The organism is Ruegeria jejuensis, assembly GCF_041537905.1.
GTDB lineage: Bacteria > Pseudomonadota > Alphaproteobacteria > Rhodobacterales > Rhodobacteraceae > Ruegeria_C.
This window is the reverse complement of record NZ_JBGRUO010000006.1, coordinates 38,029-59,249: the sequence shown is the minus strand read 5'-3', so window position 1 is coordinate 59,249 and position 21,221 is coordinate 38,029. Positions and strand designations below refer to the sequence as shown.

21 protein-coding genes are annotated in these 21,221 nt (G+C 61.9%); 9 read left to right on the top strand and 12 right to left on the bottom strand.

From position 1 onward, the window contains the following. The first annotated feature begins 154 nt into the window (after positions 1-154). The 8 genes from AB1E34_RS09080 to AB1E34_RS09045 are packed head-to-tail and all read left to right on the top strand — an operon-like array spanning position 155 to position 9,078. Positions 155-622, top strand: a complete 468-nt coding sequence (locus AB1E34_RS09080) for a DUF2946 family protein (protein ID WP_372572022.1) — start codon at positions 155-157, stop codon at positions 620-622. After that, entirely contained in the window at positions 613-2,790 is a 2,178-nt protein-coding gene (locus AB1E34_RS09075; protein ID WP_372572021.1) for a 4Fe-4S binding protein, read from the top strand. Before AB1E34_RS09080 ends, AB1E34_RS09075 begins: the two co-directional genes overlap by 10 nt. 14 nt (positions 2,791-2,804) lie before the next feature. Beyond that, complete coding sequence (gene nosZ, locus AB1E34_RS09070; RefSeq protein WP_372572020.1) at positions 2,805-4,712, top strand: TAT-dependent nitrous-oxide reductase; 1,908 nt, start codon at positions 2,805-2,807, stop codon at positions 4,710-4,712. Positions 4,713-4,715: 3 nt separating this feature from the next. Continuing rightward, the gene (locus AB1E34_RS09065) at positions 4,716-5,969 is read left to right on the top strand and encodes a nitrous oxide reductase family maturation protein NosD (RefSeq protein WP_372572019.1); all 1,254 of its coding nucleotides are present in this window, start codon (positions 4,716-4,718) and stop codon (positions 5,967-5,969) included. Continuing rightward, positions 5,962-6,855: an ABC transporter ATP-binding protein gene (locus AB1E34_RS09060; RefSeq protein ID WP_372572018.1), complete on the top strand. Its 894-nt coding sequence runs from the start codon at positions 5,962-5,964 to the stop codon at positions 6,853-6,855. The genes AB1E34_RS09065 and AB1E34_RS09060 overlap by 8 nt, the downstream gene beginning before the upstream one ends. After that, positions 6,852-7,673 carry an ABC transporter permease gene (locus tag AB1E34_RS09055; RefSeq protein WP_372572017.1) on the top strand — a complete coding sequence of 274 codons (822 nt, stop codon included), beginning with the start codon at positions 6,852-6,854 and terminating at the stop codon, positions 7,671-7,673. The genes AB1E34_RS09060 and AB1E34_RS09055 overlap by 4 nt, the downstream gene beginning before the upstream one ends. Next, the gene (locus tag AB1E34_RS09050) at positions 7,670-8,188 is read left to right on the top strand and encodes a nitrous oxide reductase accessory protein NosL (protein ID WP_372572016.1); all 519 of its coding nucleotides are present in this window, start codon (positions 7,670-7,672) and stop codon (positions 8,186-8,188) included. Before AB1E34_RS09055 ends, AB1E34_RS09050 begins: the two co-directional genes overlap by 4 nt. Next, positions 8,185-9,078, top strand: coding sequence for an FAD:protein FMN transferase (locus AB1E34_RS09045; protein ID WP_372572015.1), 894 nt, complete (start codon positions 8,185-8,187; stop codon positions 9,076-9,078). Before AB1E34_RS09050 ends, AB1E34_RS09045 begins: the two co-directional genes overlap by 4 nt. Here the strand turns inward: AB1E34_RS09045 and AB1E34_RS09040 are convergent. The 10 genes from AB1E34_RS09040 to AB1E34_RS08995 form a co-directional block, all read right to left on the bottom strand. Next, on the bottom strand, positions 9,068-9,346 hold the full coding sequence (locus AB1E34_RS09040) for a hypothetical protein (protein ID WP_372572014.1): 279 nt from the start codon (positions 9,344-9,346) through the stop codon (positions 9,068-9,070). The two genes, AB1E34_RS09045 and AB1E34_RS09040, sit on opposite strands and share 11 nt — an antisense overlap. Continuing rightward, complete coding sequence (locus tag AB1E34_RS09035; RefSeq protein WP_372572013.1) at positions 9,303-10,877, bottom strand: cytochrome D1 domain-containing protein; 1,575 nt, start codon at positions 10,875-10,877, stop codon at positions 9,303-9,305. The genes AB1E34_RS09040 and AB1E34_RS09035 overlap by 44 nt, the downstream gene beginning before the upstream one ends. After that, a complete protein-coding gene (gene nirJ, locus AB1E34_RS09030; RefSeq protein WP_372572012.1) occupies positions 10,852-12,066 on the bottom strand; it encodes a heme d1 biosynthesis radical SAM protein NirJ in 1,215 nt (404 codons plus the stop codon). Before nirJ ends, AB1E34_RS09035 begins: the two co-directional genes overlap by 26 nt. Position 12,067: 1 nt before the next feature. Beyond that, positions 12,068-12,553 (bottom strand): siroheme decarboxylase subunit beta, encoded by a 486-nt coding sequence (gene ahbB, locus AB1E34_RS09025; protein ID WP_372572011.1) that lies wholly within the window; start codon positions 12,551-12,553, stop codon positions 12,068-12,070. Continuing rightward, positions 12,550-13,002 (bottom strand): Lrp/AsnC family transcriptional regulator, encoded by a 453-nt coding sequence (locus AB1E34_RS09020; protein ID WP_372572010.1) that lies wholly within the window; start codon positions 13,000-13,002, stop codon positions 12,550-12,552. Before AB1E34_RS09020 ends, ahbB (AB1E34_RS09025) begins: the two co-directional genes overlap by 4 nt. Continuing rightward, on the bottom strand, positions 12,999-13,988 hold the full coding sequence (gene ahbB / locus AB1E34_RS09015; RefSeq protein ID WP_372572009.1) for a siroheme decarboxylase subunit beta: 990 nt from the start codon (positions 13,986-13,988) through the stop codon (positions 12,999-13,001). The genes AB1E34_RS09020 and ahbB (AB1E34_RS09015) overlap by 4 nt, the downstream gene beginning before the upstream one ends. 3 nt (positions 13,989-13,991) lie before the next feature. Continuing rightward, entirely contained in the window at positions 13,992-15,137 is a 1,146-nt protein-coding gene (locus AB1E34_RS09010; RefSeq protein ID WP_372572008.1) for a cytochrome D1 domain-containing protein, read from the bottom strand. Then, positions 15,134-15,475 (bottom strand): c-type cytochrome, encoded by a 342-nt coding sequence (locus tag AB1E34_RS09005; protein ID WP_372572007.1) that lies wholly within the window; start codon positions 15,473-15,475, stop codon positions 15,134-15,136. The genes AB1E34_RS09010 and AB1E34_RS09005 overlap by 4 nt, the downstream gene beginning before the upstream one ends. Continuing rightward, on the bottom strand, positions 15,468-16,241 hold the full coding sequence (cobA, locus tag AB1E34_RS09000; protein ID WP_372572006.1) for a uroporphyrinogen-III C-methyltransferase: 774 nt from the start codon (positions 16,239-16,241) through the stop codon (positions 15,468-15,470). The genes AB1E34_RS09005 and cobA overlap by 8 nt, the downstream gene beginning before the upstream one ends. Before the next feature lie 89 nt (positions 16,242-16,330). Beyond that, positions 16,331-18,079, bottom strand: a complete 1,749-nt coding sequence (locus AB1E34_RS08995) for a cytochrome D1 domain-containing protein (RefSeq protein ID WP_372572005.1) — start codon at positions 18,077-18,079, stop codon at positions 16,331-16,333. A 168-nt stretch (positions 18,080-18,247) separates the two neighbouring features. On the opposite strand from AB1E34_RS08995, the gene AB1E34_RS08990 reads away from it, so the two are divergent. Then, on the top strand, positions 18,248-19,432 hold the full coding sequence (locus AB1E34_RS08990; protein WP_372572004.1) for an NnrS family protein: 1,185 nt from the start codon (positions 18,248-18,250) through the stop codon (positions 19,430-19,432). Positions 19,433-19,541: 109 nt separating this feature from the next. Here the strand turns inward: AB1E34_RS08990 and msrQ are convergent, their stop codons facing one another. Next, complete coding sequence (gene msrQ, locus AB1E34_RS08985; RefSeq protein ID WP_372572176.1) at positions 19,542-20,138, bottom strand: protein-methionine-sulfoxide reductase heme-binding subunit MsrQ; 597 nt, start codon at positions 20,136-20,138, stop codon at positions 19,542-19,544. Positions 20,139-20,142: 4 nt separating this feature from the next. Then, on the bottom strand, positions 20,143-21,042 hold the full coding sequence (msrP, locus tag AB1E34_RS08980) for a protein-methionine-sulfoxide reductase catalytic subunit MsrP (RefSeq protein ID WP_372572003.1): 900 nt from the start codon (positions 21,040-21,042) through the stop codon (positions 20,143-20,145). Between the last annotated feature and the right edge of the window lie 179 nt (positions 21,043-21,221).

The following is a 21,221-nucleotide window of genomic DNA, read 5'->3' as shown; positions in this document are numbered from 1 at the left end:
CTGGAGCAGAAGCCGATAGGCGTTGAGCAATCACGCCCGTGGCCTGATTTGTCAACCGCATCCATAGCTCAAATCCCCACCCACATGACCGAAGTCAAGAATGGCGCGCCTGGATTGGCGTAGGACTCGCGCGTCACAACACTGAACCAGACTCATGATCCACGCCACTTCCATCCCTCTCAGGACAGCTCCGGGCCGTATGCGTAACGGTGCGTTTGCGTTGCTTGGCATCGCGCTGATTGTCCTGCAATTGCTCGCCCCCTCGTTGGCGCGCGCCGGGGGTGGTGACTGGATCGAGATCTGTTCAGATGGTGCGGCGGTCTGGATACAGATCGACGAAGATGGGGAAGAGCGCGAAAGCGAACCCTGCCCGAAATGTCAGAATTGCACGTTATGCGCCATTGGTTCTTTTGCCACATTGGCCACTGTGCCGGGTTTCAGCCTGACACCCAGCCTCGCAAGCGCCCGGTTTTCCGCATCGGCGCAATGCGAACGCCATAATCCGGCACAATTCTGGCCCGACAACCGCGGACCCCCGCCGGGGACCCAAGATCATATGACCCACGTACTGCGCGTGGCCCTGGCCTCCACTCCCGTGACCGGAGGTGCGCCATGGTCCTGAACCGCGCAGTCTGTTTCCTTCTGGCGTTTCTTCTGTCCTGCCTTGTCGCGCTGAGCGCGCAGGCCGACAGCCTGGCCAGCTTCCTGCCCGACATTGACCCTGCCGAGCTTGCACCCGGTGCCGAGGCCTTTGGCCCGGTGCGCGCGGATGTGGCCGTCGCCCCTGTGCTGCGCGATGGTGAGACCGTCGCCTGGGCCTTCTTGACCTCTGATTTCGTTGGCACCACCGGCTATTCCGGCAAACCCATCCATGTGGTCGCCGCCATTGACGAAGAGGCCGTTCTGACCGGCGTGAAACTGGTCAAACACTCCGAACCCATTGTGCTGATCGGTATTCCAAATGCGCGTATGGTTGAGCTGACCGGAGGCTATGCCGGGCTGGACCTGAAACGCGAGGCCGAGACCGGCGGCGAGGGGCATGACCTCGACATCATCTCAGGCGCGACGGTCACGATCATGGTGATTGATGACAGCCTTGTGCGCGGCGGTATCAAGGTGGCACGGGCGCTGGGGCTGGGCGGGTTGTCACCGGTGCAGCCGGATGGACCAAAGCGCGAGGTCGACATGGCGCAGGATGCCGTGTCTGACTGGGCCACCTTGTCGGGCGATGGCTCGATCCGGCGGCTGACGTTGGATGTCGGCCAGATCAACGCGGCCTTTGAAGCCACGGGCGACGTGCGCGCCATCAAACGGCCCGAGCCGGGCGCGCCCGACGATACCTATATCGACATGCATCTGGCGCTGGTTTCGGTGCCGTCGATCGGGAAATCCCTGTTGGGAGAGGCCGAATACCAGAACCTGACCAAGTGGCTGGACCCCGGCGAGCACGCCATTCTGGTGCTGGGGCGCGGTGCTTACAGCTTCAAGGGCTCGGGCTATGTGCGCGGCGGGATTTTCGACCGTATCCAACTGATCCAGGGCGACCAGTCAGTGCGCTTCTTTGACAAGCAACAGCAACGGCTGGGCTCTGTTGCCGCCCCCGATGCGCCCAGCTTCACGGAACTGGATATCTTCAAGATCCCGGTGGAGGCCGAATTCGACCCCGCCGCCCCTTTCCGGCTGCAACTCTTGGCGCAACGGGCCGTGGGCGCGGTCGAAAAGACCTTTCTGACCTTCGATCTGGGCTACAGGTTGCCAGAGCAGTACCTGTTGCCCGTCGCCGCCCCGGTTGTGGTTGATGACGCCAGCGATGAGGCCGCCGCCAAGGCCGCGCTCTGGCAGCGAATCTGGAGAGACCGGCAGGTCGAGATCGCGGCCCTGGGCGGCATGTTGCTGCTGCTGACCGCTGCCTTCTTCTTTCAGTTTCATGTCACGGCAAATGCGCGGGTGTTTTACTGGTTCCGCATCGCCTTTCTGACCGCAACGCTGTTCTTCGTGGGTTGGTACGCCAATGCCCAGCTGAGCGTGGTCAATCTGATGGCGCTGGCGGGCAGCCTGCGCACCGGCTTCACCTGGGACGCCTTTCTGCTTGACCCGCTGGTCTTCATCCAGTGGTTTGCCGTGGCTGCTGCGCTTCTGTTCTGGGGACGCGGTGCCTATTGCGGTTGGCTCTGCCCGTTTGGCGCGCTGCAGGAGTTGACTAACAAACTCGCGCGGGCCTGCCGCGTGCCGCAGTGGACCTTGCCCTGGGGTCTGAACGAACGTCTCTGGCCGCTGAAATACATGATCTTTCTCGGGCTTTTCGGCCTCAGCATGGTGTCGATCCCGCTGGCCGAAAAATATGCCGAGGTCGAGCCGTTCAAGACCGCGATCATCCTGAAATTCATGCGCGACTGGCCCTTTGTTGTCTTTGCCCTGTCGCTGCTGTTCGTCGGATTGTTCATTGAACGGTTCTATTGCCGCTATCTCTGCGCGCTTGGGGCGGCGCTGGCCATCCCGGCGCGCGTGCGCATGTTCGACTGGCTCAAGCGCTACAAGGAGTGCGGCACGCCCTGTCAGACCTGCGCCAATGAATGCCCGGTTCAGGCGATTCACCCCACCGGTGAGATCAATCCAAACGAATGCGTCACCTGCCTGCATTGTCAGGTGCTCTACCAGTCCGAGACAAAATGCCCGGTGGTCATCCGCCAGCTCAAACGCCGCGCCAAGGTGGGCGCGGTCGAGTTGAAGGTGCCGCTGGGCCAACCACCGGCGAACCACCCGAACGCCAAACCAAAAACTGCTTCCTGAAAGGGGGAATGACCATGTCGGATCAAGACAAAAAACTGAGCATCACGCGCCGCGGCCTGATGGGGGCCACCGCAACCGGAGCCGCCTTGGCCGCGACCGGGCTCGGCACCACGATGATGACCGCGCGCGAGGCAAGTGCCGCCGCCAAGGCCAATCTGGAGCCGGGCGAGTTGGATGACTACTACGGTTTCTGGTCCTCGGGCCAGACCGGCGAGTTGCGAATCCTGGGCGTGCCCTCGATGCGCGAATTCATGCGGGTGCCGGTGTTCAACCGTTGCTCGGCCACTGGCTGGGGGCAGACCAACGAGTCGCTGAAAATTCTGACCGAGGGGCTGCTGCCCGAGACCAAGGAATATCTCGCTGCAAACGGCAAGGTCACCTATGATAATGGCGACCTGCACCACCCGCATATGTCCTTCACTGACGGCACCTATGACGGGCGCTATCTGTTCATGAACGACAAGGCCAATACCCGTGTGGCCCGGGTGCGCTGCGACGTAATGAAATGCGACAAGATCATCGAGATCCCCAACGCCATGGATATTCACGGGCTGCGGCCTCAGAAATACCCACGCACCGGTTATGTCTTTGCCAATGGCGAGCATGAGGCACCGCTGGTCAATGATGGTTCGGTTCTGGATGATCCGTCGAAATACGTGAACATCTTCACCGCCATTGACGGCGATACCATGGAGGTCGCCTGGCAGGTGATCGTCTCGGGCAACCTCGACAACACCGATTGCGACTATCAGGGTAAATACGCGTTTTCGACGTCCTATAACTCGGAAATGGGCATGAACCTGGCCGAGATGACCGAGAATGAGCTGGACCATGTGGTCGTGTTCAACATCAAGGCCATCGAAGAGGCCGTCGCTGCCGGCAACTATCAAGAGCTGAACGGAGCCAAGGTGGTTGATGGGCGCAAAGAGGCCGGCGGCAACCTGACCCGCTACGTGCCGATCCCGAACAGCCCGCATGGCGTGAACGCCGCGCCCGACAAGAAACACATCATGATCAACGGCAAACTGTCCCCGACAGTGTCTGTGATCGATGTGGAAAAAGTCGACGCGCTGTTTGCCGACAATGCCGAGCCGCGCTCATGTATCGTGGCCGAGCCGCAGCTGGGTCTTGGCCCGCTCCACACCGCGTTCGACGGCAAGGGCAACGCCTTCACCACGCTCTTCCTCGACAGTCAGGTGGTGAAATGGGACATCGCCAAGGCGATCGAGGCTTATGCCGGGGCGGATGTCGATCCGATCCTGGACAAGGTGGATGTGCAGTATCAGCCGGGCCATAACTCGACCTCGATGGGCGAGACCGCTGATGCGGATGGCAAGTGGCTGATTTCGATGAATAAGTTCTCTAAGGACCGGTTCCTGAATGTGGGGCCTCTCAAGCCTGAAAACGAGCAGTTGATCGACATTTCCGGCGACAAGATGAAGGTGGTCCATGACGGCCCGACCTTCGCCGAGCCGCACGATTCCATCATCGTGCGCCGGGATATCGTGAACCCGGTCAATGTCTGGGACCGCAACGACCCGATGTGGGAAGACGCGCGCCAGCAGGCCGCTGCCGACGGCGTCGATCTGGACTACGGGGCCGAAGAACCGATCCGGGACGGCAACAAGGTGCGGGTCTACATGACCTCGGTCGCGCCAGTGTTCAGCATGGAGCAGTTCACCGTCAAACAGGGCGACGAGGTGACGGTCTATGTGACCAACCTCGATGATGTCGACGACGTGACCCACGGCTTCTGCCTGGCCAATTTCGGCGTCGCGATGGAGGTCGGCCCGCAGGCCACAGCCTCGGTCACCTTCATTGCCGACCGTCCGGGCGTGCATTGGTTCTACTGTCAGTGGTTCTGTCATGCGCTGCATATGGAGATGCGCGGCCGGATGATGGTCGAGCCGCGGGCGGTCTGAGCGATGCGCTGGCTCCTGCTTATACCCGTTCTATTCGCTTCGCCCCTTTGGGCGGGTGAGTGGGACGTGCCCAACCGGGCCGGAGCCATCGCCGAAGCACTAGCGCAGGCGGAGGAGGGCGACACCCTCCGCCTGTCGCCGGGCACCTATGCCGAGACACTGGTTCTGGACCGTCCCGTCACCATCGACGGGATGGGGCACGCCACAATCGACGGGCAGGGCGCGGGCAGTGTCATCACCGTCACCGGACCGGACGTGACCTTGCGCGGGTTGACGGTGGTCGGTTCCGGCTCAGACCACGAGGGCATCGATAGCGGCATCAAGCTGACCAAGACCGCAATCGCGCCGCAGATCCTGAACAATGTACTAATCGGCAATCTCTACGGGGTTGATATCCACGGGGCAAAAGACAGCCTTGTGAAAAGCAACCGGATCGAGGGTCGACAGGACCGTCGCATGAACGCGCGTGGCAACGGTGTCTACGTCTGGAACGCGCCGGGTGCCGTGGTGGCGGATAACGACATCCAATATGGTCGCGACGGGATTTTCGTGAACTCCTCGAAGAAAAATGCGTTCCGAAACAACCTGTTTCGTGATCTGCGTTTTGCCGTGCATTACATGTATGCCGACAATTCCGAGGTCTCGGGCAATGTCTCGATCGGCAATGATCTGGGCTATGCGGTGATGTTCACCAAACGGGTGCGCGTCACTGATAATGTCTCGATCAATGACCGTGAACATGGCGTCATGCTGAACTATGCCAACCAAAGCGTGATCTCGGGCAACGTGGTGGTGGGCGCGCAAGAGAAATGCACCTTCCTCTATAACGCCAACAAGAACGAGTTCACCGATAACTGGTTCGAGGGCTGCGGCATCGGCATCCATTTCACTGCCGGGTCCGATCGCAACCGGATCGTCGGCAACGCCTTTGTCGGTAATCGCACGCAGGTGAAATACGTCTCGACCAAATGGGTGGAGTGGTCCGAAGATGGGCGGGGCAATTACTGGTCCGATTTCGCGGCGTATGACGTGGATGGTGACGGCATCGCCGATGCGCCTTACCGGCCCAATGACAGCATGGACCATGTGTTGTGGACGCAGCCCTCCGCCAAGCTGCTGCTGGGCTCACCCGCCGTGCAACTTGTGCGCTGGTCGCAATCGGCCTTTCCGGCGCTGCTGCCCGGCGGGGTGATGGACAGCCATCCTCTGATGAGTGCCCCGAAACCCCCAGCAATCGAAAAGGTGCCGCATGAGTGACAAGGCCCTGACCATCCACCGTGTCAGCAAGGCACGCGGCACGCTGCGGGTTCTGGATGACGTGGATCTGCGCCTGTTACCCGGAGAGCGCGTGGCGCTGCTGGGCCATAACGGCGCGGGCAAATCCACCCTGATCAAATGCATCCTTGGGCTGACACGGTTCCAAAGCGGTGCGATCCATGTCGGTGCCGCGCAGCCCGGCAGCGCAGCTGCGCGCCGTGATACGGCCTATCTGCCCGAGGCGGTCTCGTTCCACCCGGCTTTGACCGGGCGTGAACAACTGACGCTTTTTGCCCAGCTCTGCGGCGCTGCTGCGGATGTGCCGGGCCTGTTGGAGCGTGTTGGGCTATCTGATGCGATGGATCGCCGGATCGGCGCTTATTCCAAGGGAATGCGGCAGCGTTTGGGGCTGGCGCAGGTGCTGCTGGGGCGGCCGAAGCTAGCGCTGCTGGACGAGCCGACCAGCGGGCTCGACCCGATCTCGCGCCAGGATCTTTATGCCATCATTGATGAGCTGGCGGGGCAGGGCACCGCCGTTCTGATCGCCAGCCACGCCCTGACCGAGGTCGAGGCCCGCACCGACCGGATCGCGATCCTGCGCAAGGGCGAGATGGTGGCCGATGACACGCTGGCCAACTTGTCGGAGCTAGCGGGCCTGCCGATCCGGCTTCGTGTCCGCGCGCGAGAGAACCCCGAGGCGCTGGCCGCCCATCTGGGGGGCGACCGGGTCAACGGGGCCTCGATCGAGCTCCTCTGTTCGCCCGCCGACAAGATGCAGGCGCTGCGCCGTATTGCCGACATGGGCGAAGCGGTCGTCGATCTGGAAATGACACCCCCCCGGTTGGAGGACCTCTACCGGCACTACGCGAAGGAGAGCCTGCAATGACCCGCTTTCTGGCCGTCACGCGGGCCGAGTTGCTGATCCTGCGCCGCAATCGTTGGCTATTGGTTGCTACGCTGATCATGGTGCTGTTTGCGCTGGCCCTGACTTTTGCCGGCAGTGCTCCGACCGGCACACTGGGTGTTGATATGTTGACTGTCTCGGTCGCATCCATGACCACGCTGTCTGTCTATCTCGCACCGCTATTGGCGTTGATGATTGCCTTCGATGCCATCGCGGGGGATGTGGATCGCGGCAGTCTGGCGCTACTGCTGTCTTATCCGGCGGGCCGGGGTGAGATTCTGTTGGGCAAATTCACCGCCCATCTTGCGGCGCTGGGTTTTGCCATGACTGTCGGCTTCGGCACCGCAGGGGCGTTGGCCGCGTGGCTTGGCGGGGTCGGGCCGGACAGCCTCATGGCGCTGAGCCGCCTGATCCTCACCTCGATCCTGCTGGGCGCTGTGTTTCTGGCGCTGGGATACCTGCTGTCTGCGGTCGCAAGGGGAAGCACCGCGGCGGCGGGTCTGTCGGCCGGGCTCTGGTTGATCTTCGTCGTCCTCTACGACCTCGGCCTTTTGGGGGCTGTGGTCATGGATCAAAGCGGGACCTTCACTCGGTCCGTTTTTCCCTGGATGATGGTGGCCAACCCGGCCGACGCTTTTCGTCTATGGAACATCGCCGCAACCGAAGGCGTCGCCATGGCCAGCGGCATGACAGGGGCCGCGCAGGCATTGCCCGTATGGGCCGCGCCCGCCTCGTTGTTGCTCTGGCCGCTATTGGCTTTGCTGCTGGCCCGCGCCGCGTTCCAAAGGGTTGAGCCATGAGATATCTGATCCTGATTGCGTTGGTGTCTCTTGCGGGTTGCAAGGAAGATGAGGCTGCCGCACCCCCGCCACCCGCCGATCTGACTGAAACCGCGCTGAGCTATTTCTGTCAGATGCACATTGCCGAACATGGCGGCCCCAAGGGGCAGGTCCACCTCAAGGGCCACCAACAACCACTGTTTTTTGCACAGGTGCGCGACATGGTGGCCTATCTGAAAAGCCCCGAACGCGAGGCCGAGATCACCGGTGCCTATGTCAGCGACATGGCAATGGCGCCGAGCTGGGAGGCGCCGGGTGCGGGCAATTGGATACCCGCCGATACGGCGATCTACGTGATCGGCGCGGACGTAGCAGGCGGCATGGGTGCGCCCGAGATCGTGCCGTTTGGCGACGTGGAAGGCGCGCAGGGCTTCATCACCACCTATGGCGGCGAGGCTGTGTCGCTCAAGGATATTCCGGATGACGCGGCGCTGGGCCCGGTCGATCTGGATCAGGAGTTGGAGACCCCAGCATGACCAGCCTGACCCGCCGCCGCTTCCTGAGCATGTCCGCCAGCGCCGCCGCGCTCCCCGCTTTCGCGGGGCCTAAGGTATCGGCCTATTGGCGCGGTGTGGCACTCGGCGCGCCTGCAAGCATGCGTTTGGAAGGGCTTTCTCAAGCCGAAGCTGACCCGATCTTCGCCGAGGTGGAGCGCGAGTTATTGCGGCTGGAGAACATCTTCAGCCTCTATCGCCCGACTTCGGAAATCAGCCGCCTGAATGATGCCGGACGGCTTGAGAACCCGTCGGCGGAATTTCTTGAGGTCCTCAGCCTGTCGGCCGCATTGCATCACGCCAGCAACGGGCTCTTTGATCCGACGGTTCAGCCACTTTGGCTGGCGCGGGCCTTTGGCCGGTCAACGCAGGGCCCCGTTGGGTGGTCCAATCTGCGGTTTGATACGGGTCGAGTTACATTCAAAAGGCCCGGCATGGCATTGACTTTGAACGGAATTGCGCAAGGCTTGATCACGGATCGCATCCATGGGTTGCTTGCAGCACGCGGCCTGCGCAACCTGCTGATCGACATGGGCGAGATCGTTGCCAGCGGCCATCGTGGTGGACAGACCCCCTGGCGCGTAGGGATAGCCGATCCTGACGGATCGCTGCGGCTGCGGGTTCACTTGAGCGATCGCGCATTGGCCACCTCCGCCACCAACGGCACCGTATTGGACGAGGCTACCGCGCAAGGCCACATCCTGCGCCCGGATGGGCAGCGCGTTGCGCACCGGTTGGTCTCGATCTCTGCCCCGCGCGCGGTGATCGCGGATGGCGTGTCCACGGCGCTCTGCCTCTGCGATCAGGGTGAGCGCGACGCGCTCCTACGGAACTTCCCCGAGGCCAAGCTGGAGGCCGCGATCACTCTTTGAGGGGTGGTTCCGCCTCATCGATCAGTGAGCGAACCCAACGGCCGGCCAGCCATGCCGCAGGCACGCCCAGAGGTACGGCCCAGAGGATCGAGGTTGAGGGATCGAGCGCCTGCCATCCCAGCACAATTCCGATCAGGCTCGCCATGAACAGGTTGATGGCCACAGCGGCCATCGCAAACGGGTAAAGCAGCAGCGCCAGTTTCCAGACTGGCCAGCGCCCGTCCTCAGTGGCTGGTGCCTTCCGAGAATGTGATCTTGTTCCAGACATTGTATTTCCCCGAAGGTTTGCGCATTGGCAGGCGGCGAAGTTCCTCCAGCGTTTGCGCGTCATAGACGATAACGGCGCCCTCATCCTCCCAGACCGAGACCAAGGCCTCTTTTCCGTCGCGGGTAAACTCTACATGGGCCACGGTGGCGCCAGGCACCGGGCGCAGGGTGCGCACGATTTCAAGGCTTTGCTTGTCGATCACATGCATCGCGTCCTTGTTGGGACCAAAGAAGACATCGGCCCAGAAATAGGGCGTGTTCTCATGGCTGCGCAGGAAGAAACCCGGCCCTTCGGTGGGGATCGTGGTGATCCGCTGCCAGCTTTCGGTGTCGATGATCGATAGCTTGCCTTCTTTCAGATGTGGCGTCGCCATCACCCGCTTGCCATGGCGCATCCAGCTGATGCCTGAACCCAGATGCGGCATCCCCTGCAGCGGCAGTTCCGCAATCTCCCGGCCGACATTGAGGTTGACGACCACGCCCCGGACCCCGTCCCGCGCCGCGCCGATCAGGTTTCGGTAGTCGTCGTCGAAAAAGAAATCATCCAGCGGCTCGCTGACTTCGATCCGGCGGCGGGCGAACAGGCCCTGGCTGGACGGTATGCCCTCGATCATGCCTTTCTCGCGCGAATGCACGAAGCCTTCATAGACCGGCTCGGCATTCGGGTCGGTGGCCACTTCCCAGATCTCGGGGGCATCTTTCAGCGCAAGGATGAAACTCTGCCTTTGCGGGGCCTGATAGACGGCCGAGACGCGCGACGGCGTGCCGTCCTTGGCCACAACATCCATGACGCGGGCCACGGACAGGTCCACGGTCGAGAGCAGCGTCAGGCTCATCGGCAGGTAATTCGAAACAGCCAGCCATTTGCCATCATGGCTCATGGCGATATTGCGACTGTTGAGGCCCGCGCGCACCCGCCCGACCTCACTCAGCGACCACAGATCGTATTTCTGCACCCAGCCGTCTCGCGACATGATGAACACGTAGCGCCCGTCGGGGCTGAATTTCGGCCCGCCATGCACGGCAAAGGGCGTTGCGAAGCGGTCGAGCACCTCGAACGTATCGCCATCCAGAACCGAGACGTGGTGATCGCCGGTTTCCACCACCAGCGTGATGTTCATCGGGTCGCTGTCCCAGACGGGTGCGGATACCGGAGCATAATCCGGCACCAGGTCGCGGCTCGCCATGATCTCGGCCTCGCCCCAGGGCGGGATTACGGCCAGCGGTTCCTTGAGATAGGCGGTCAGCGCCTCGACCGAGGCCGCATCAAGCGCATCGCCAAATGCCGGCATCTGGGTCGCGGCGCGCCCGTCGCGGATCACGGCGGCCACTTTCGGGCCCCGCATCCGCCGCAGGGTTTCCGGGATCAGGGCAGGACCCAGCCCGCCCAGCCGGTCCGCGCCATGGCAGGAGGCGCAGTGTTCTGCATAATCTGCAGCCGGTTCCGCTTGCGCGACGCTCAGGGGCATGGTCAGCGTCAGAACCGCCAGTGCGAGCCTAGGGATGTCAAAAGAACTGGTGCGCCGGATCATGGCGTTTCCCCCGGAATGGTTTGACCTCAAGCCGTTCGGTACTGGCCACGCCGATCTCTGCGTCGCTCAGGTAACAGGCCGGGTCTTCGGCCCAGGGATCGCCGGTCAGTTGCAAGGCGCGAATGCGGGTGTTGCCGCCACAGACATCACGCAGCGTGCAGGCCCCGCAGCGACCTTTCAGCGGGCGCGGGCGGGTGCGCAGCATGGCAAGCATCGGGTCCTCGCCGGTCCAGAGTTCGGAAAACGGCGCGGTCTTGACGTTGCCGATCGTGTAGTCCGACCAGTAGGTATCGGGATGCACGCGGCCCAGATTGTCGATATTGGCGACCCCCAGCCCGGAAGAATTGCCGCCCCAGGCGGCCAGATGCTCGCGCAGATGGGCGACGCGTTCCGCATCGAAGTTGCGCGCGACCCATTGCAGGAAATACCCAGCATCGGCGTCGTTGTTGCCGGTCACGATATCCAGAGGCGCATCCTCGGCCACTGCCACCCAGGCGCGATCCAGCAACAGGTCCAGCGCATGGCGGGTTCGTCTGTGGGCCGCGTCCTCGCCCCGGTGCTTGTCGCCGCGTCCGGCATAGACCAGATGGCTCAGATAGAATTTGTCGACCCCTTCATCGTCACAGAGCTTTATCAGGTCGGGCAGGTGGTGATGCGTGCCTTCGGTCAGGCAGAAGCGCAGACCCACCTTTATGCCGCGCTTCTTGCATTCGCGCACGCCGCGCAGGGCGTCGGCAAACGCGCCCTCGACGCCGCGGAACCAGTCATTGGTGGCCCCGATCCCGTCCAGCGAGATGCCGACATAATCAAACCCGATCTCGGCAATGCGGTCAGCCGCCTCGCCATGGATTTTCGTGCCGTTGGTCGACAGAGCCAGCATCCGAACCAGTTGCCGCGCGCGGGTTGCGATCTGGAACAGGTCCTTGCGATCCAGCGGTTCGCCACCCGACAGGATTAGAGCAGGGATTTTGAAGCGACCCAAGTCTTCCAACGTGTCCATCGCCTGCGCGTGGCTCAATTCGCCGGGGAAATTCACATCCGCCGAGACAGTATAGCAATGGCGGCATTTCAGGTTGCAGCGGCGGGTGAGGTTCCAGATCACCACCGGTTTCACCGGTCCCGATCCGCGTCGTGCGCGCACCGGGGTTGGGTCGATCAACTGGCGCATATATTCGGTCAGGCGGAACATATTAGGTCCTTTCCTTCAGACGCAGGCCGGTCTTTTTCAGGATGCGGGTGGAATAGAGGATGTCGCTGGCCCGGCAGGCGTCGCCAAGGATCGCCGCGATCTGCGCGCGTTTCTCGCACACTTCATCGCGGGTCGCGCCATGCACCATGGCAAACAGGTTATAGGGCCAGTCGGGCAGCGCGCGTGGGCGCTCATAGCAATGGGTGACAAAAGGCAGCGCGCCGATCTGCGCGCCAAGAGTCGTGATGCGGGTATCCTCGACATCCCAGACGGTCATGCCATTGGCAATCATTCCCAGTTTGTAGTGGTTGGGCGCGGCGGCGATGCGGCGGATCACGCCACTGGCTTTCAGCGCGGCGAGCCGGTCGATCAGCGTGGCCTCGTCCATCTCCAGCCGCGCGGCGACATCGGCGAAAGGGGCAGTGACCAGAGGTAACCCGCCTTGCAGCGCTTCGATGATCTGTCGATCCGTATTCGTGATGCTCATGCCGCCACCCGAAAGCCGATGAAGAATTCTTGCAGTTTCGGGAACCGGAGCACTTTCAGCCCGGTTTCCCGTTCGATTGCATCTGCCGTGGCTCCGATCCTCTCAGGCGTTTCGGTGGCCAAGACGAACCACATGTTCAGGTGATGCGTGCGCTCATAATTATGTGCGACCTCGGGGTGCGCATTGACCTTGATCAGGACGGAGTCGAACCTCTCCTCCGGTACCGCCATCGCACAAAGACAAAAGGCCCCGCCCATTGCGGCTGCATCGAAGAACGGGCCGAACCGGGTGATCACGCGGTCCTCTTTCATGCGGTTCAGACGTGTCAGCAGATCGGCCTCGGTCAGGCCCAACTCGGCGGCAACCTCTGCATAGGGGTTCGCGACCAGGGGCAGATCGTCCTGCATCCGATTCAGGATGCGGCGGTCGGTGTCGTCCAGCATAGTCATGCGGCGGCCTCCTTGGGTTTGATCAGCGCGCCGGTCTGTTTGAAACACCGGGTCGAGAACAGCACTTTATGCGCGACGTCCCTCAGCTCTGGCAGGGCGGCGGCGCGGGCCAGAACCGCGCGCGCCTCGGGACGGGATCGGGCGTGAATCATGGAATAGAGGCTGTAGGGCCAGACATCCGGCACCGGGCGGCGTTCGTAGCATAGCGTCACGCCGGGTACATCGGCCAAAGCTGGTCCGGCCTGATCCATGCGGTCCCCGGGCACCTGCCAGACAACCATCGCGTTCGAGGTCCATCCCAGCGCCCGGTGGCGTACGATCACGCCAAGGCGAGACAGGATACCCGCCTCACGCAGCGCGATGATCCGGCGCATGATCTCATCCGCATCCCGGCCAAGACCGGTCGCCAGATCATGGTAAGGCTGCGCGGTCAGGGGCAGACCGCTGCTGAGCATTTGCAGCAGGCTCCGGTCCCCCGCTTGCAGGGCTTGTAGATCAATCCGGCGGGGGTTTGGCACCGCCCGGTCCTCTGAGGCCATGCGGAAGCCCAGATCGATATTGAAAGGTCGCAGAAGCGGCAGGTTCAGCACCCGTAGCCCGGTGGCATGGGAAATGCGGTCCAGGGTGGCGCGCACATGGGTCTGGTCCGGGCCGGTTGCGACGAACCACAGGTTCCAGCGATCCTCGCGCAGATAGTTGTGGTTGACGCCCGGTTCCGCGTCGATGCAGGCCGCGACCTCTTCTATCCTGTGTTCCGGGGCCGCGATGGCCGCCAGTGTGCTGGCCGAGATGGTACCGGGCGCTATCGTGCCGCCCACACGCGTGATCCGCCCGCCAGCCTGCATGTGACGCAACCGGGCGATCACGTCGCCCTCGGGCAGGTTGAGCGCCTGGGCGATCTCGGAAAAAGGGCGCGCGGTGACCGGAAAGCCGCGCTGCCAGTTGTCCAGAAGCTGGCGGTCGACGGGATCTGTAACATGCTGCATCATTTACAACCCCGTCTTATGCGCGCGGGCCGTAAAGAAGATGCCCGAGGGGCTGTCGGCCTCGATCTCACGCAGCTTCTCGAAGCTCTGCGTGTCATAGACCATCACCTTGTTGGCATCCCGCACGCTGATCCAGACCTCATGCCCGCGCGGCGTGAATTCCATGTGCAGAACGGCGGGGCCGGGTTTGAATTCGTGGATCACCTGCTTGCTGAGCGTGTCGATCACCTGAATCGTATCGTTCAGCGGATGGGCGAAATTGACCCAGACATGGCGACCATCGGGTCGCGCCATGGCAAAGACCGGCTGACCATGGGTCTGCGTGCGTGCGGTTTCTTCCAGTGTTTTGGCGTCGATCCACAGAACTTCGTGGTGACCAACGGCTGGCAGCACAAATTCCGAACCGGTATCCGCCCAGCCTTCCAGATGTGGCATCTTGTAGACGGGCATCTCTTGTTGGCCACGCCCATAACCGGGCAACACGCGGATAGGCTGCGGATCGTCGGACCAGAGATCCAGCGCGGTCAGGCCGTCCTCGCCGAACAGCCCGGTGATATAGGTGCGCCCATTGGCGGTGATCAGCGCGTCATAAGGGTTGCGGCCCATCTCGGGGATTTTGGTGATCTGCGGCTCCGTACCCGCAAAATCGGCGATCCAGGTCTCGCCGCTATCCCACCCGGTGAAGACAAAGCGGCGGCCTGGCGCGTCGACCAGACCGATGGTTTTGCCACCGGTGGGGATGTCAGCCACCATATCCAGCGTGTCGGCGTCAAAGACGCGCACGCCGCCGGGCTCGTAATTCGACACAGCCACCAGTTGCCCGTCATCCGAGATCGCGCCGCCAATCGCATTGCCCGACTGCAGCACGCGGCCTGCGATCTGGCGGGTGACGATGTCGAGCTTGGTCAGACCGCCATCGCGACCAAAGATATAGGCAAAGCGCTGGTCGGGAGAATAGACCAGCGAGGCATGGCTGAGATCGCCCAACCCCTCGATCCTTGCCAGCGCGGCGCGGTCGGATTGATCAATCAACAGGACCGAACCGGTCGCGCGTTCGATCACCAACCCCAGATCGCCGGTAGCGGTGGGCTCGGCCTCGGCCAATGTGGCCAGACAGGCGGCGATCAGGCCAAATGCGAGGCGTTTCATTGCGTGGGCTCCAGCAGGTAGCGGGCGACCCATTCGGCCTCTTCCTCGCTCATCAGCGGGCGCCAGCCGGGCATCGCGGTGTCGGGGATGCCGTCCAGAATGACCCCCTTCAGAACGCTCAGATCGTAGTGCTGCAGCTTCTGCGCCCGCAGGTCGGGACCTAGCCCGCCCTTGAGCGTCAGCCCATGGCAGGAGCCGCAATCCTGATGCACCAGACGTTTCAACGCTCCGGGATCGAGGGTTTCGGCGGCAAAAGCTGACGTCGCCACTAATGCGCCAGTGGTCAGCAGGGCGCGCGTGAGGCGGCCAATCCGGGATATGCGCGCCAGCTCAGCCATGAGCCTTCACCGGATCGATCAGATCAGCGATTGCGCGATCGGCGCAAAGTGAAACCACCTTGCCGATGATGAAAAGGGTCGGGGCCTTGAACGCCTGGTCGCGCACATCCGTAGCGATTTGATCAAGGCGCGAGACAAGCCTGCGCTCGTCCGGCGTGGTGGCGCGGCTGACGGCAAGGATAGGGGTCGCGCCGGGCAGGTTTTCGGTCATCAGACCCATCGCGATCTGACCGATATTTGCCACGCCCATATAGATGACCAATGTGGTGTCTGGATCGGCCAAGCGCTTCCAGTCAAGATCGAGCACCTTGTCGGCCTGCCTGTGGCCGGTGACATATTGGACCGAGGTCGCTAACCCGCGATGGGTCAGCGGCACGCCGGTGACACAGCTTGCGCCCTGCGCGGCGGTGATGCCGGGCGCATATTCAACCGCGATACCATGTTTGATCAGATACGCGGCCTCCTCCGAGCCGCGCCCGAAGATCATGGGGTCGCCCCCTTTGAGCCGCGCGACCGTGTGACCCTTGCTTGCCTCGGTGACCAGAATATCATTGATCCGATCCTGCGGGACCGGGTGGCATTTGGGAGACTTGCCAACAGGGATCATCCGGCAGCCGGGCCGGACCATGTTCAGAATTTCGCGGCTGACCAGCTTGTCATGAACCACCACATCCGCCGCTTCGAGCATCCTGAGCGCCCTGAGCGTGATCAACTCGGGATCACCCGGTCCGGCTCCGATCAGACAGACTTTTCCGGGCTGGGTCATGGCGGGCTCCGTGTGCTGGGACGATTGCTGGCTCGGGAAAAGGTCGGGCGGGCCCAAAGGAACGCGAAATGGCCCGCCCGGTGGGCTGATTAGTAGACGTCAGCCCGGGTGTTATAGACGTTGAACTTGCCGGTCGGCGTCACAAGGCGCTCGTCCTTGATCACCTGTTTCAGTTCAAGCGTCTTGTCGTCGATCACCACGATGGCGCTGGTCAGGTCCTTGGCATTCCAGACCGAGAACCAGATCTCGTTGCCTTCCCGGTTGAACTCTCCCTGCACCACGCGGGGCTGTCCGTCGGTGACCCCGGCCCATTCCACGATCGGCAGAACGGTGTATTCCGGCTCTTCCTGGGTCAGTTCATCGATCTTGAAGACTGCAATCGAGCCGGTGATATCGGCATCCGGGTTCAGTGGCGCATCGACATATAGGTGGTTCGAGGTCGGGTGCGATTTCACGAAGAGCGACCCGCCGCCCATGCTGTAAAGCGTCTGAACCACGGTCCAGGCCTGATCCGGGTGGCCTTCGGGGTCGGTGCCAATCAGGGCCACGGTTTCATCGCCCAGATGCGAGGTTGCCCAGACCGGCCCATGGGTCGGGTGCATGATATTGGCACCACGGCCCGGATGCGGGGTCTCGCCGCCGGTTTCGATCAGCGCGGTCAGCTTGCTGTCCTTGGTGTCAACCACCGCCACCTTGCCACGGGCGTTTGCCGCGACCAGGAAGTAACGCTTGGTGCTGTCCAACCCGCCATCATGCAGGAAGCGTTCAGCTTCGATCTCGGTCACTTTCAGGTTCTTGATGTCCGAATAATCGACCATCAGAATCTTGCCGGTTTCCTTTACGTTGACGATGAATTCCGGCTTGTAGTGCGAGCTGAGGATCGAGGCCACGCGCGGCTCGGGATGGTATTCCTGATCGTCATAGACCATGCCGCGGGTTGATTTGATCTTGAGCGGCTCCAGCGTGTCGCCATCCATGATCACGTATTGCGGCGGCCAGTAGGACCCGGCGATGGCGTATTTATCCTCGAACCCTTCGAATTTCGAGGTTTCGACCGATCGCGCCTCGGAGCCGACCTTGATTTCGGCCACGGTGGCAGGTTCTTCCATCCACAGGTCGATCATGTTGACCTTGGCATCGCGACCGATCACGAACAGATAGCGGCCCGACGCGGAAATGCGGCTGATATGCACGGCATACCCGGTGTCGATCACGGCCTTGATTTCATAAGACGACCCATCAATCAGCGCGATCTGGCCTGCGTCGCGCAGGGTGACCGAGAAGAGATTGTCGATATCAATGTCGTTCATCTTCTCGTTCGGGCGCTCCTCGGGCGGGATGACCAGCTTCCAGCTTTCGCGCATCTCGGCCATGCCAAATTCTGGCGGCGAGGCCGGTTCCAGCAGGATGTAACGCGCCATCAGGTCGATCTGATCTTCGGTCAATTCGCCTGATGTGCCCCAGTTCGGCATCCCGGCGGGCGAGCCATAGGTGATGAAGTCGCGCAGATACTCGAACCCGTTTTCGCGGGTCAGGTCGGTCGTCAGCGCCTTGCCGGTCGCACCCTTGCGCAACACGCCATGGCAGCCGGCGCAGCGTTCGAAATAGATCTTGTTGCCGATGTCATATTCTTCCTGGGTCATCACCGGGTCGCCTTCCTTGCGGCCGGGGATTTCCAGGTTCAGCTGTCCAAGGGTGGTCATGCTGGGTTGATAAGATGCCGAGGCATCATCGCCATGATTTTGCTCTTGCGCAGAAACCATGGGGGCGGCCAGACCCAGCGCCAAAGACGCGCTGGTCAGAAGCAATGTTCTGCGAATGGCTGTGGTCGTTCTCATAACGGTATCTCCGTCGGTGGCTGGTGAGGCCTCCCAAGTCTGTCAGCCGTGCAGAGCCATTGCCTTGACTTAAGTTAAGGGCGCGGGACGAGGGGCAGGCTAGGTGTTGTCGAACGACGAGCGAGCAGATCTGCGCAGCCCCATGCCAGCGCGGACAGGAGTTGACGAATGGGTGTCGCGAACCGCCTGTTTTCAGAAGGGTTTCGGGTGTTTTTTCTGGCGGCCGGGCTTTACGCCCTGTTTACAGGACTGGTCTGGGAGTTGTTTCTGAGCGGGATCGGCCCCGGTCCGGCATTCGGACCGCACCCGGTCATGTGGCACGCACATGAGATGATCTTCGGTTATGCCAGCGCCGCGATTGGTGGCTTCTTTCTGACCGCAGTGCCCAGCTGGACCAACACGCAAGGCGCGCGCCAGGGCTTCATAGCGCTGGCGGCCGGGTTGTGGTTGGCGGGGCGTCTGGCCGTCTGGTATGCTGCAGCCTTGCCGCCCTTGTTGGTCGCGGCGGTTGATCTGGCGTTTGTTCCGGTTCTCGCGCTGAAAATCCTGACCCAATTGCTGAAGCGCCCAAAACCGCAGAACGTGATGTTCCTGTTGTTTCTTGTCTATCTCTGGGTCGCCAACCTGTTGGTGCATCTGGGGTGGATGGGTCTTGCCGATGAGACTACTGCTGCTTTAGGTCTGCGCGGCGGGTTGATGACGCTTTGCGGGCTGATCGCGGTGCTTGGTGGGCGCGTCACCCCCGCCTTTACCCGCAACGCGATGAAACGGGCCGGCGTGCCCGAGGCCGACTGGCCGCGCAGCCCCAAGCTGGTCGAGCGTGTGTCGCTTGTGCTGGCGCTCGCGCTACCGGTTTTGACGATGGCGTCCGCCCCGGATTGGCTGATCGGCTCGGCGGCGCTGCTGTTTGGCGTGGTGCAGGTGGTTCGCCTGGCTGGCTGGGGTGGGATCTGGTGCCTGACCCAGCCCATTCTGCTCGCGTTGCATCTGGGGATGGCAATGCTTGCGCTTGGTATGATCCTGACGGGGTTGGCCCGGTTCGGGATCGGACATGAGCTGGCAGGGCTGCACGTTCTGGGGATCGGTTGCGTCGGCGGTATGACTCTGGCGGTGATGAGCCGCGCAGCCCTTGGGCATTCCGGGCGTGCCCTGATTGCGCCCCGCCCGATGGCGCTGGGGTATATCCTGATCCTTCTGGCGGCGATCCTGCGATGGGCGGGCACCGAATTGAGCATGTTCTACCTGCCCGCGCTTCTCACCACGGGCGGCTTGTGGATCGCGGCGTTTGGCCTGTTCCTTTTTGCGCTCTGGCCCGCCCTGACCGGGCCGCGCCAGACATCCCCGTTGGGATAGATCTGCGCTGTTTACCAAGGAAGTTCAGAGCCCGATAGCGTGCAGTTGTCGGGAGGCCGCGCTTTTCTCGCTACGAAACTGAGCCTGCAGTTTCATCTGGGCAAAGCGCTCAGGCCGCTTGCCTCTTGCTCTGTTTCTGAAGGCGCAGCAACAGCAGCATGGCGATGATCGCCATATAGATCAGAGGTTCGATCTGAAATCCCTTGACCAGCATCACGTAATGCAGCCCGCCCAGAACAACCCCGACATAAACCAGCCGATGCAGCGAGCGCCATTTCGGGCCCAGACGGCGCACCGAGAAATTGTTGGAGGTCAGGGCCAGCGGCAACAACAGCAGAAAACCCGCCATGCCGACTGTGATATAGGGACGTTTCACGATATCGGCCCAGATCTGTTGCGGGACCTGAACGTCGAGGACCAGCCAGACCAAAAGATGCATGGTCAGGTAGAAGAACGCCAGAACACCAATCGCCCGGCGGAATTTCATCAGGTTCAAACCCAGATAGCGGCGCAGCGGCGTCACTGCCAGCCCGAGGATCAGCAATTGCAGCGCCGCCTCGCCCAGCTTGTGTTCCAACGCGCTGATCGGCTCCACTCCCAACCGGCCCGTTGCCCCCATCCAAAGCCAGAGGACCGGAGGCAGGACGCCTGCCAGATACACCGCCCAGACGGGCAGCTTTCTGAGATATGGATTGAACCGGTCCAGCACGTCAGTAATTCTTAGCCAAATCCATGCCTTCGTAAAGGCTGGCGACCTCATCCTCATAGCCGTTGAACATCAGCGTGGGTTGCCGTTTGGAGAACAGCCCGCCGCCGATCCTCCGTTCGCTGGCCTGTGACCATCTTGGGTGATCCACGGTTGGATTCACATTGCTGTAGAACCCGTATTCGCGCGGGGCGAGCTGGTTCCAGCTTGTCGGGGGTTCTTCCTCGGTCAGCGTGATGCGCACGATGGATTTGATCGACTTGAAACCGTATTTCCAAGGCACAACCAGCCGCAGAGGCGCACCGTTTTGGTTCGGCATCGGTTTGCCATAGATCCCGGTCGCCATGATTGTCAGCGGGTGCATCGCCTCGTCCAGGCGCAGGCCTTCGCGGTAGGGCCAGTCGATCGTGCGATAGGCGGTGCCGGGCATTTCGGAGGGACGGTAGAGGGTTTCAAAGGCGACATATTTCGCCCCGTCCTGAACGCCTGCCATAGCCAGCAGATCGGCCAGTTCAAAGCCGTTCCAGGGTACAATCATCGACCACGCCTCGACGCAGCGAAAGCGATAGAGACGCTCTTCTACTGTCATTTCGGACATGATGTCCTGAAAGCTGTACTCGCCCGGCTTGTCGACCAGACCGTCGATCTTGACGCTCCAGGGTTCGGTTTTCATCAGATGGGCGTATCTGGCCGGATCTTCCTTGCCGGTGCCAAATTCGTAGAAATTGTTGTAGGTGGTGATCTCTTCCCAGTTATTGGGTTCCAGCGTCTCGGCCGAAAGTGGGCCCGCCGCTGCGGCAAGACCTGCGCCCGCAAGACCCGCGATTACCTGACGCCGGTTCAGATAGGTTTGCTCGGGCGTCACGTCCGCGTGAGTCAGGTCATTCTTCCAGCGATGCGCCATTCTTGTCTCCGTACCCAATTCGTTCCTGTCACATAGCTTTAGGGCGATTTGGTTTAAAGAAAACTGTTCTCACGATTGAGCGACGGAATTGTAACGCTTCGGGCGGCCCCGCTCAAAGGCGAAGGGGGGCAAAATCAGGTGGCATTGCAGGGCCATCAGGTTAGGCTTGAAGGTGAGTC

What these genes read in the sequence shown, in the direction of transcription:
- AB1E34_RS09010 (WP_372572008.1), bottom strand. Translation starts at nt 15,137, where the DNA reads ATGAAACGCCTCGCATTTGGCCTGATCGCCGCCTGTCTGGCCACATTG.
- nosZ (WP_372572020.1), top strand. Translation starts at nt 2,805, where the DNA reads ATGTCGGATCAAGACAAAAAACTGAGCATCACGCGCCGCGGCCTGATG.
- AB1E34_RS09045 (WP_372572015.1), top strand. Translation starts at nt 8,185, where the DNA reads ATGACCAGCCTGACCCGCCGCCGCTTCCTGAGCATGTCCGCCAGCGCC.
- AB1E34_RS09035 (WP_372572013.1), bottom strand. Translation starts at nt 10,877, where the DNA reads ATGATCCGGCGCACCAGTTCTTTTGACATCCCTAGGCTCGCACTGGCG.
- AB1E34_RS09050 (WP_372572016.1), top strand. Translation starts at nt 7,670, where the DNA reads ATGAGATATCTGATCCTGATTGCGTTGGTGTCTCTTGCGGGTTGCAAG.
- AB1E34_RS09055 (WP_372572017.1), top strand. Translation starts at nt 6,852, where the DNA reads ATGACCCGCTTTCTGGCCGTCACGCGGGCCGAGTTGCTGATCCTGCGC.
- msrP (WP_372572003.1), bottom strand. Translation starts at nt 21,042, where the DNA reads ATGGCGCATCGCTGGAAGAATGACCTGACTCACGCGGACGTGACGCCC.
- AB1E34_RS09080 (WP_372572022.1), top strand. Translation starts at nt 155, where the DNA reads ATGATCCACGCCACTTCCATCCCTCTCAGGACAGCTCCGGGCCGTATG.
- AB1E34_RS08995 (WP_372572005.1), bottom strand. Translation starts at nt 18,079, where the DNA reads ATGAGAACGACCACAGCCATTCGCAGAACATTGCTTCTGACCAGCGCG.
- ahbB (WP_372572011.1), bottom strand. Translation starts at nt 12,553, where the DNA reads ATGAGCATCACGAATACGGATCGACAGATCATCGAAGCGCTGCAAGGC.
- cobA (WP_372572006.1), bottom strand. Translation starts at nt 16,241, where the DNA reads ATGACCCAGCCCGGAAAAGTCTGTCTGATCGGAGCCGGACCGGGTGAT.
- nirJ (WP_372572012.1), bottom strand. Translation starts at nt 12,066, where the DNA reads ATGTTCCGCCTGACCGAATATATGCGCCAGTTGATCGACCCAACCCCG.
- ahbB (WP_372572009.1), bottom strand. Translation starts at nt 13,988, where the DNA reads ATGCAGCATGTTACAGATCCCGTCGACCGCCAGCTTCTGGACAACTGG.
- AB1E34_RS09020 (WP_372572010.1), bottom strand. Translation starts at nt 13,002, where the DNA reads ATGACTATGCTGGACGACACCGACCGCCGCATCCTGAATCGGATGCAG.
- AB1E34_RS09065 (WP_372572019.1), top strand. Translation starts at nt 4,716, where the DNA reads ATGCGCTGGCTCCTGCTTATACCCGTTCTATTCGCTTCGCCCCTTTGG.
- AB1E34_RS09005 (WP_372572007.1), bottom strand. Translation starts at nt 15,475, where the DNA reads ATGGCTGAGCTGGCGCGCATATCCCGGATTGGCCGCCTCACGCGCGCC.
- AB1E34_RS09060 (WP_372572018.1), top strand. Translation starts at nt 5,962, where the DNA reads ATGAGTGACAAGGCCCTGACCATCCACCGTGTCAGCAAGGCACGCGGC.
- AB1E34_RS08990 (WP_372572004.1), top strand. Translation starts at nt 18,248, where the DNA reads ATGGGTGTCGCGAACCGCCTGTTTTCAGAAGGGTTTCGGGTGTTTTTT.
- AB1E34_RS09075 (WP_372572021.1), top strand. Translation starts at nt 613, where the DNA reads ATGGTCCTGAACCGCGCAGTCTGTTTCCTTCTGGCGTTTCTTCTGTCC.
- AB1E34_RS09040 (WP_372572014.1), bottom strand. Translation starts at nt 9,346, where the DNA reads ATGTCTGGAACAAGATCACATTCTCGGAAGGCACCAGCCACTGAGGAC.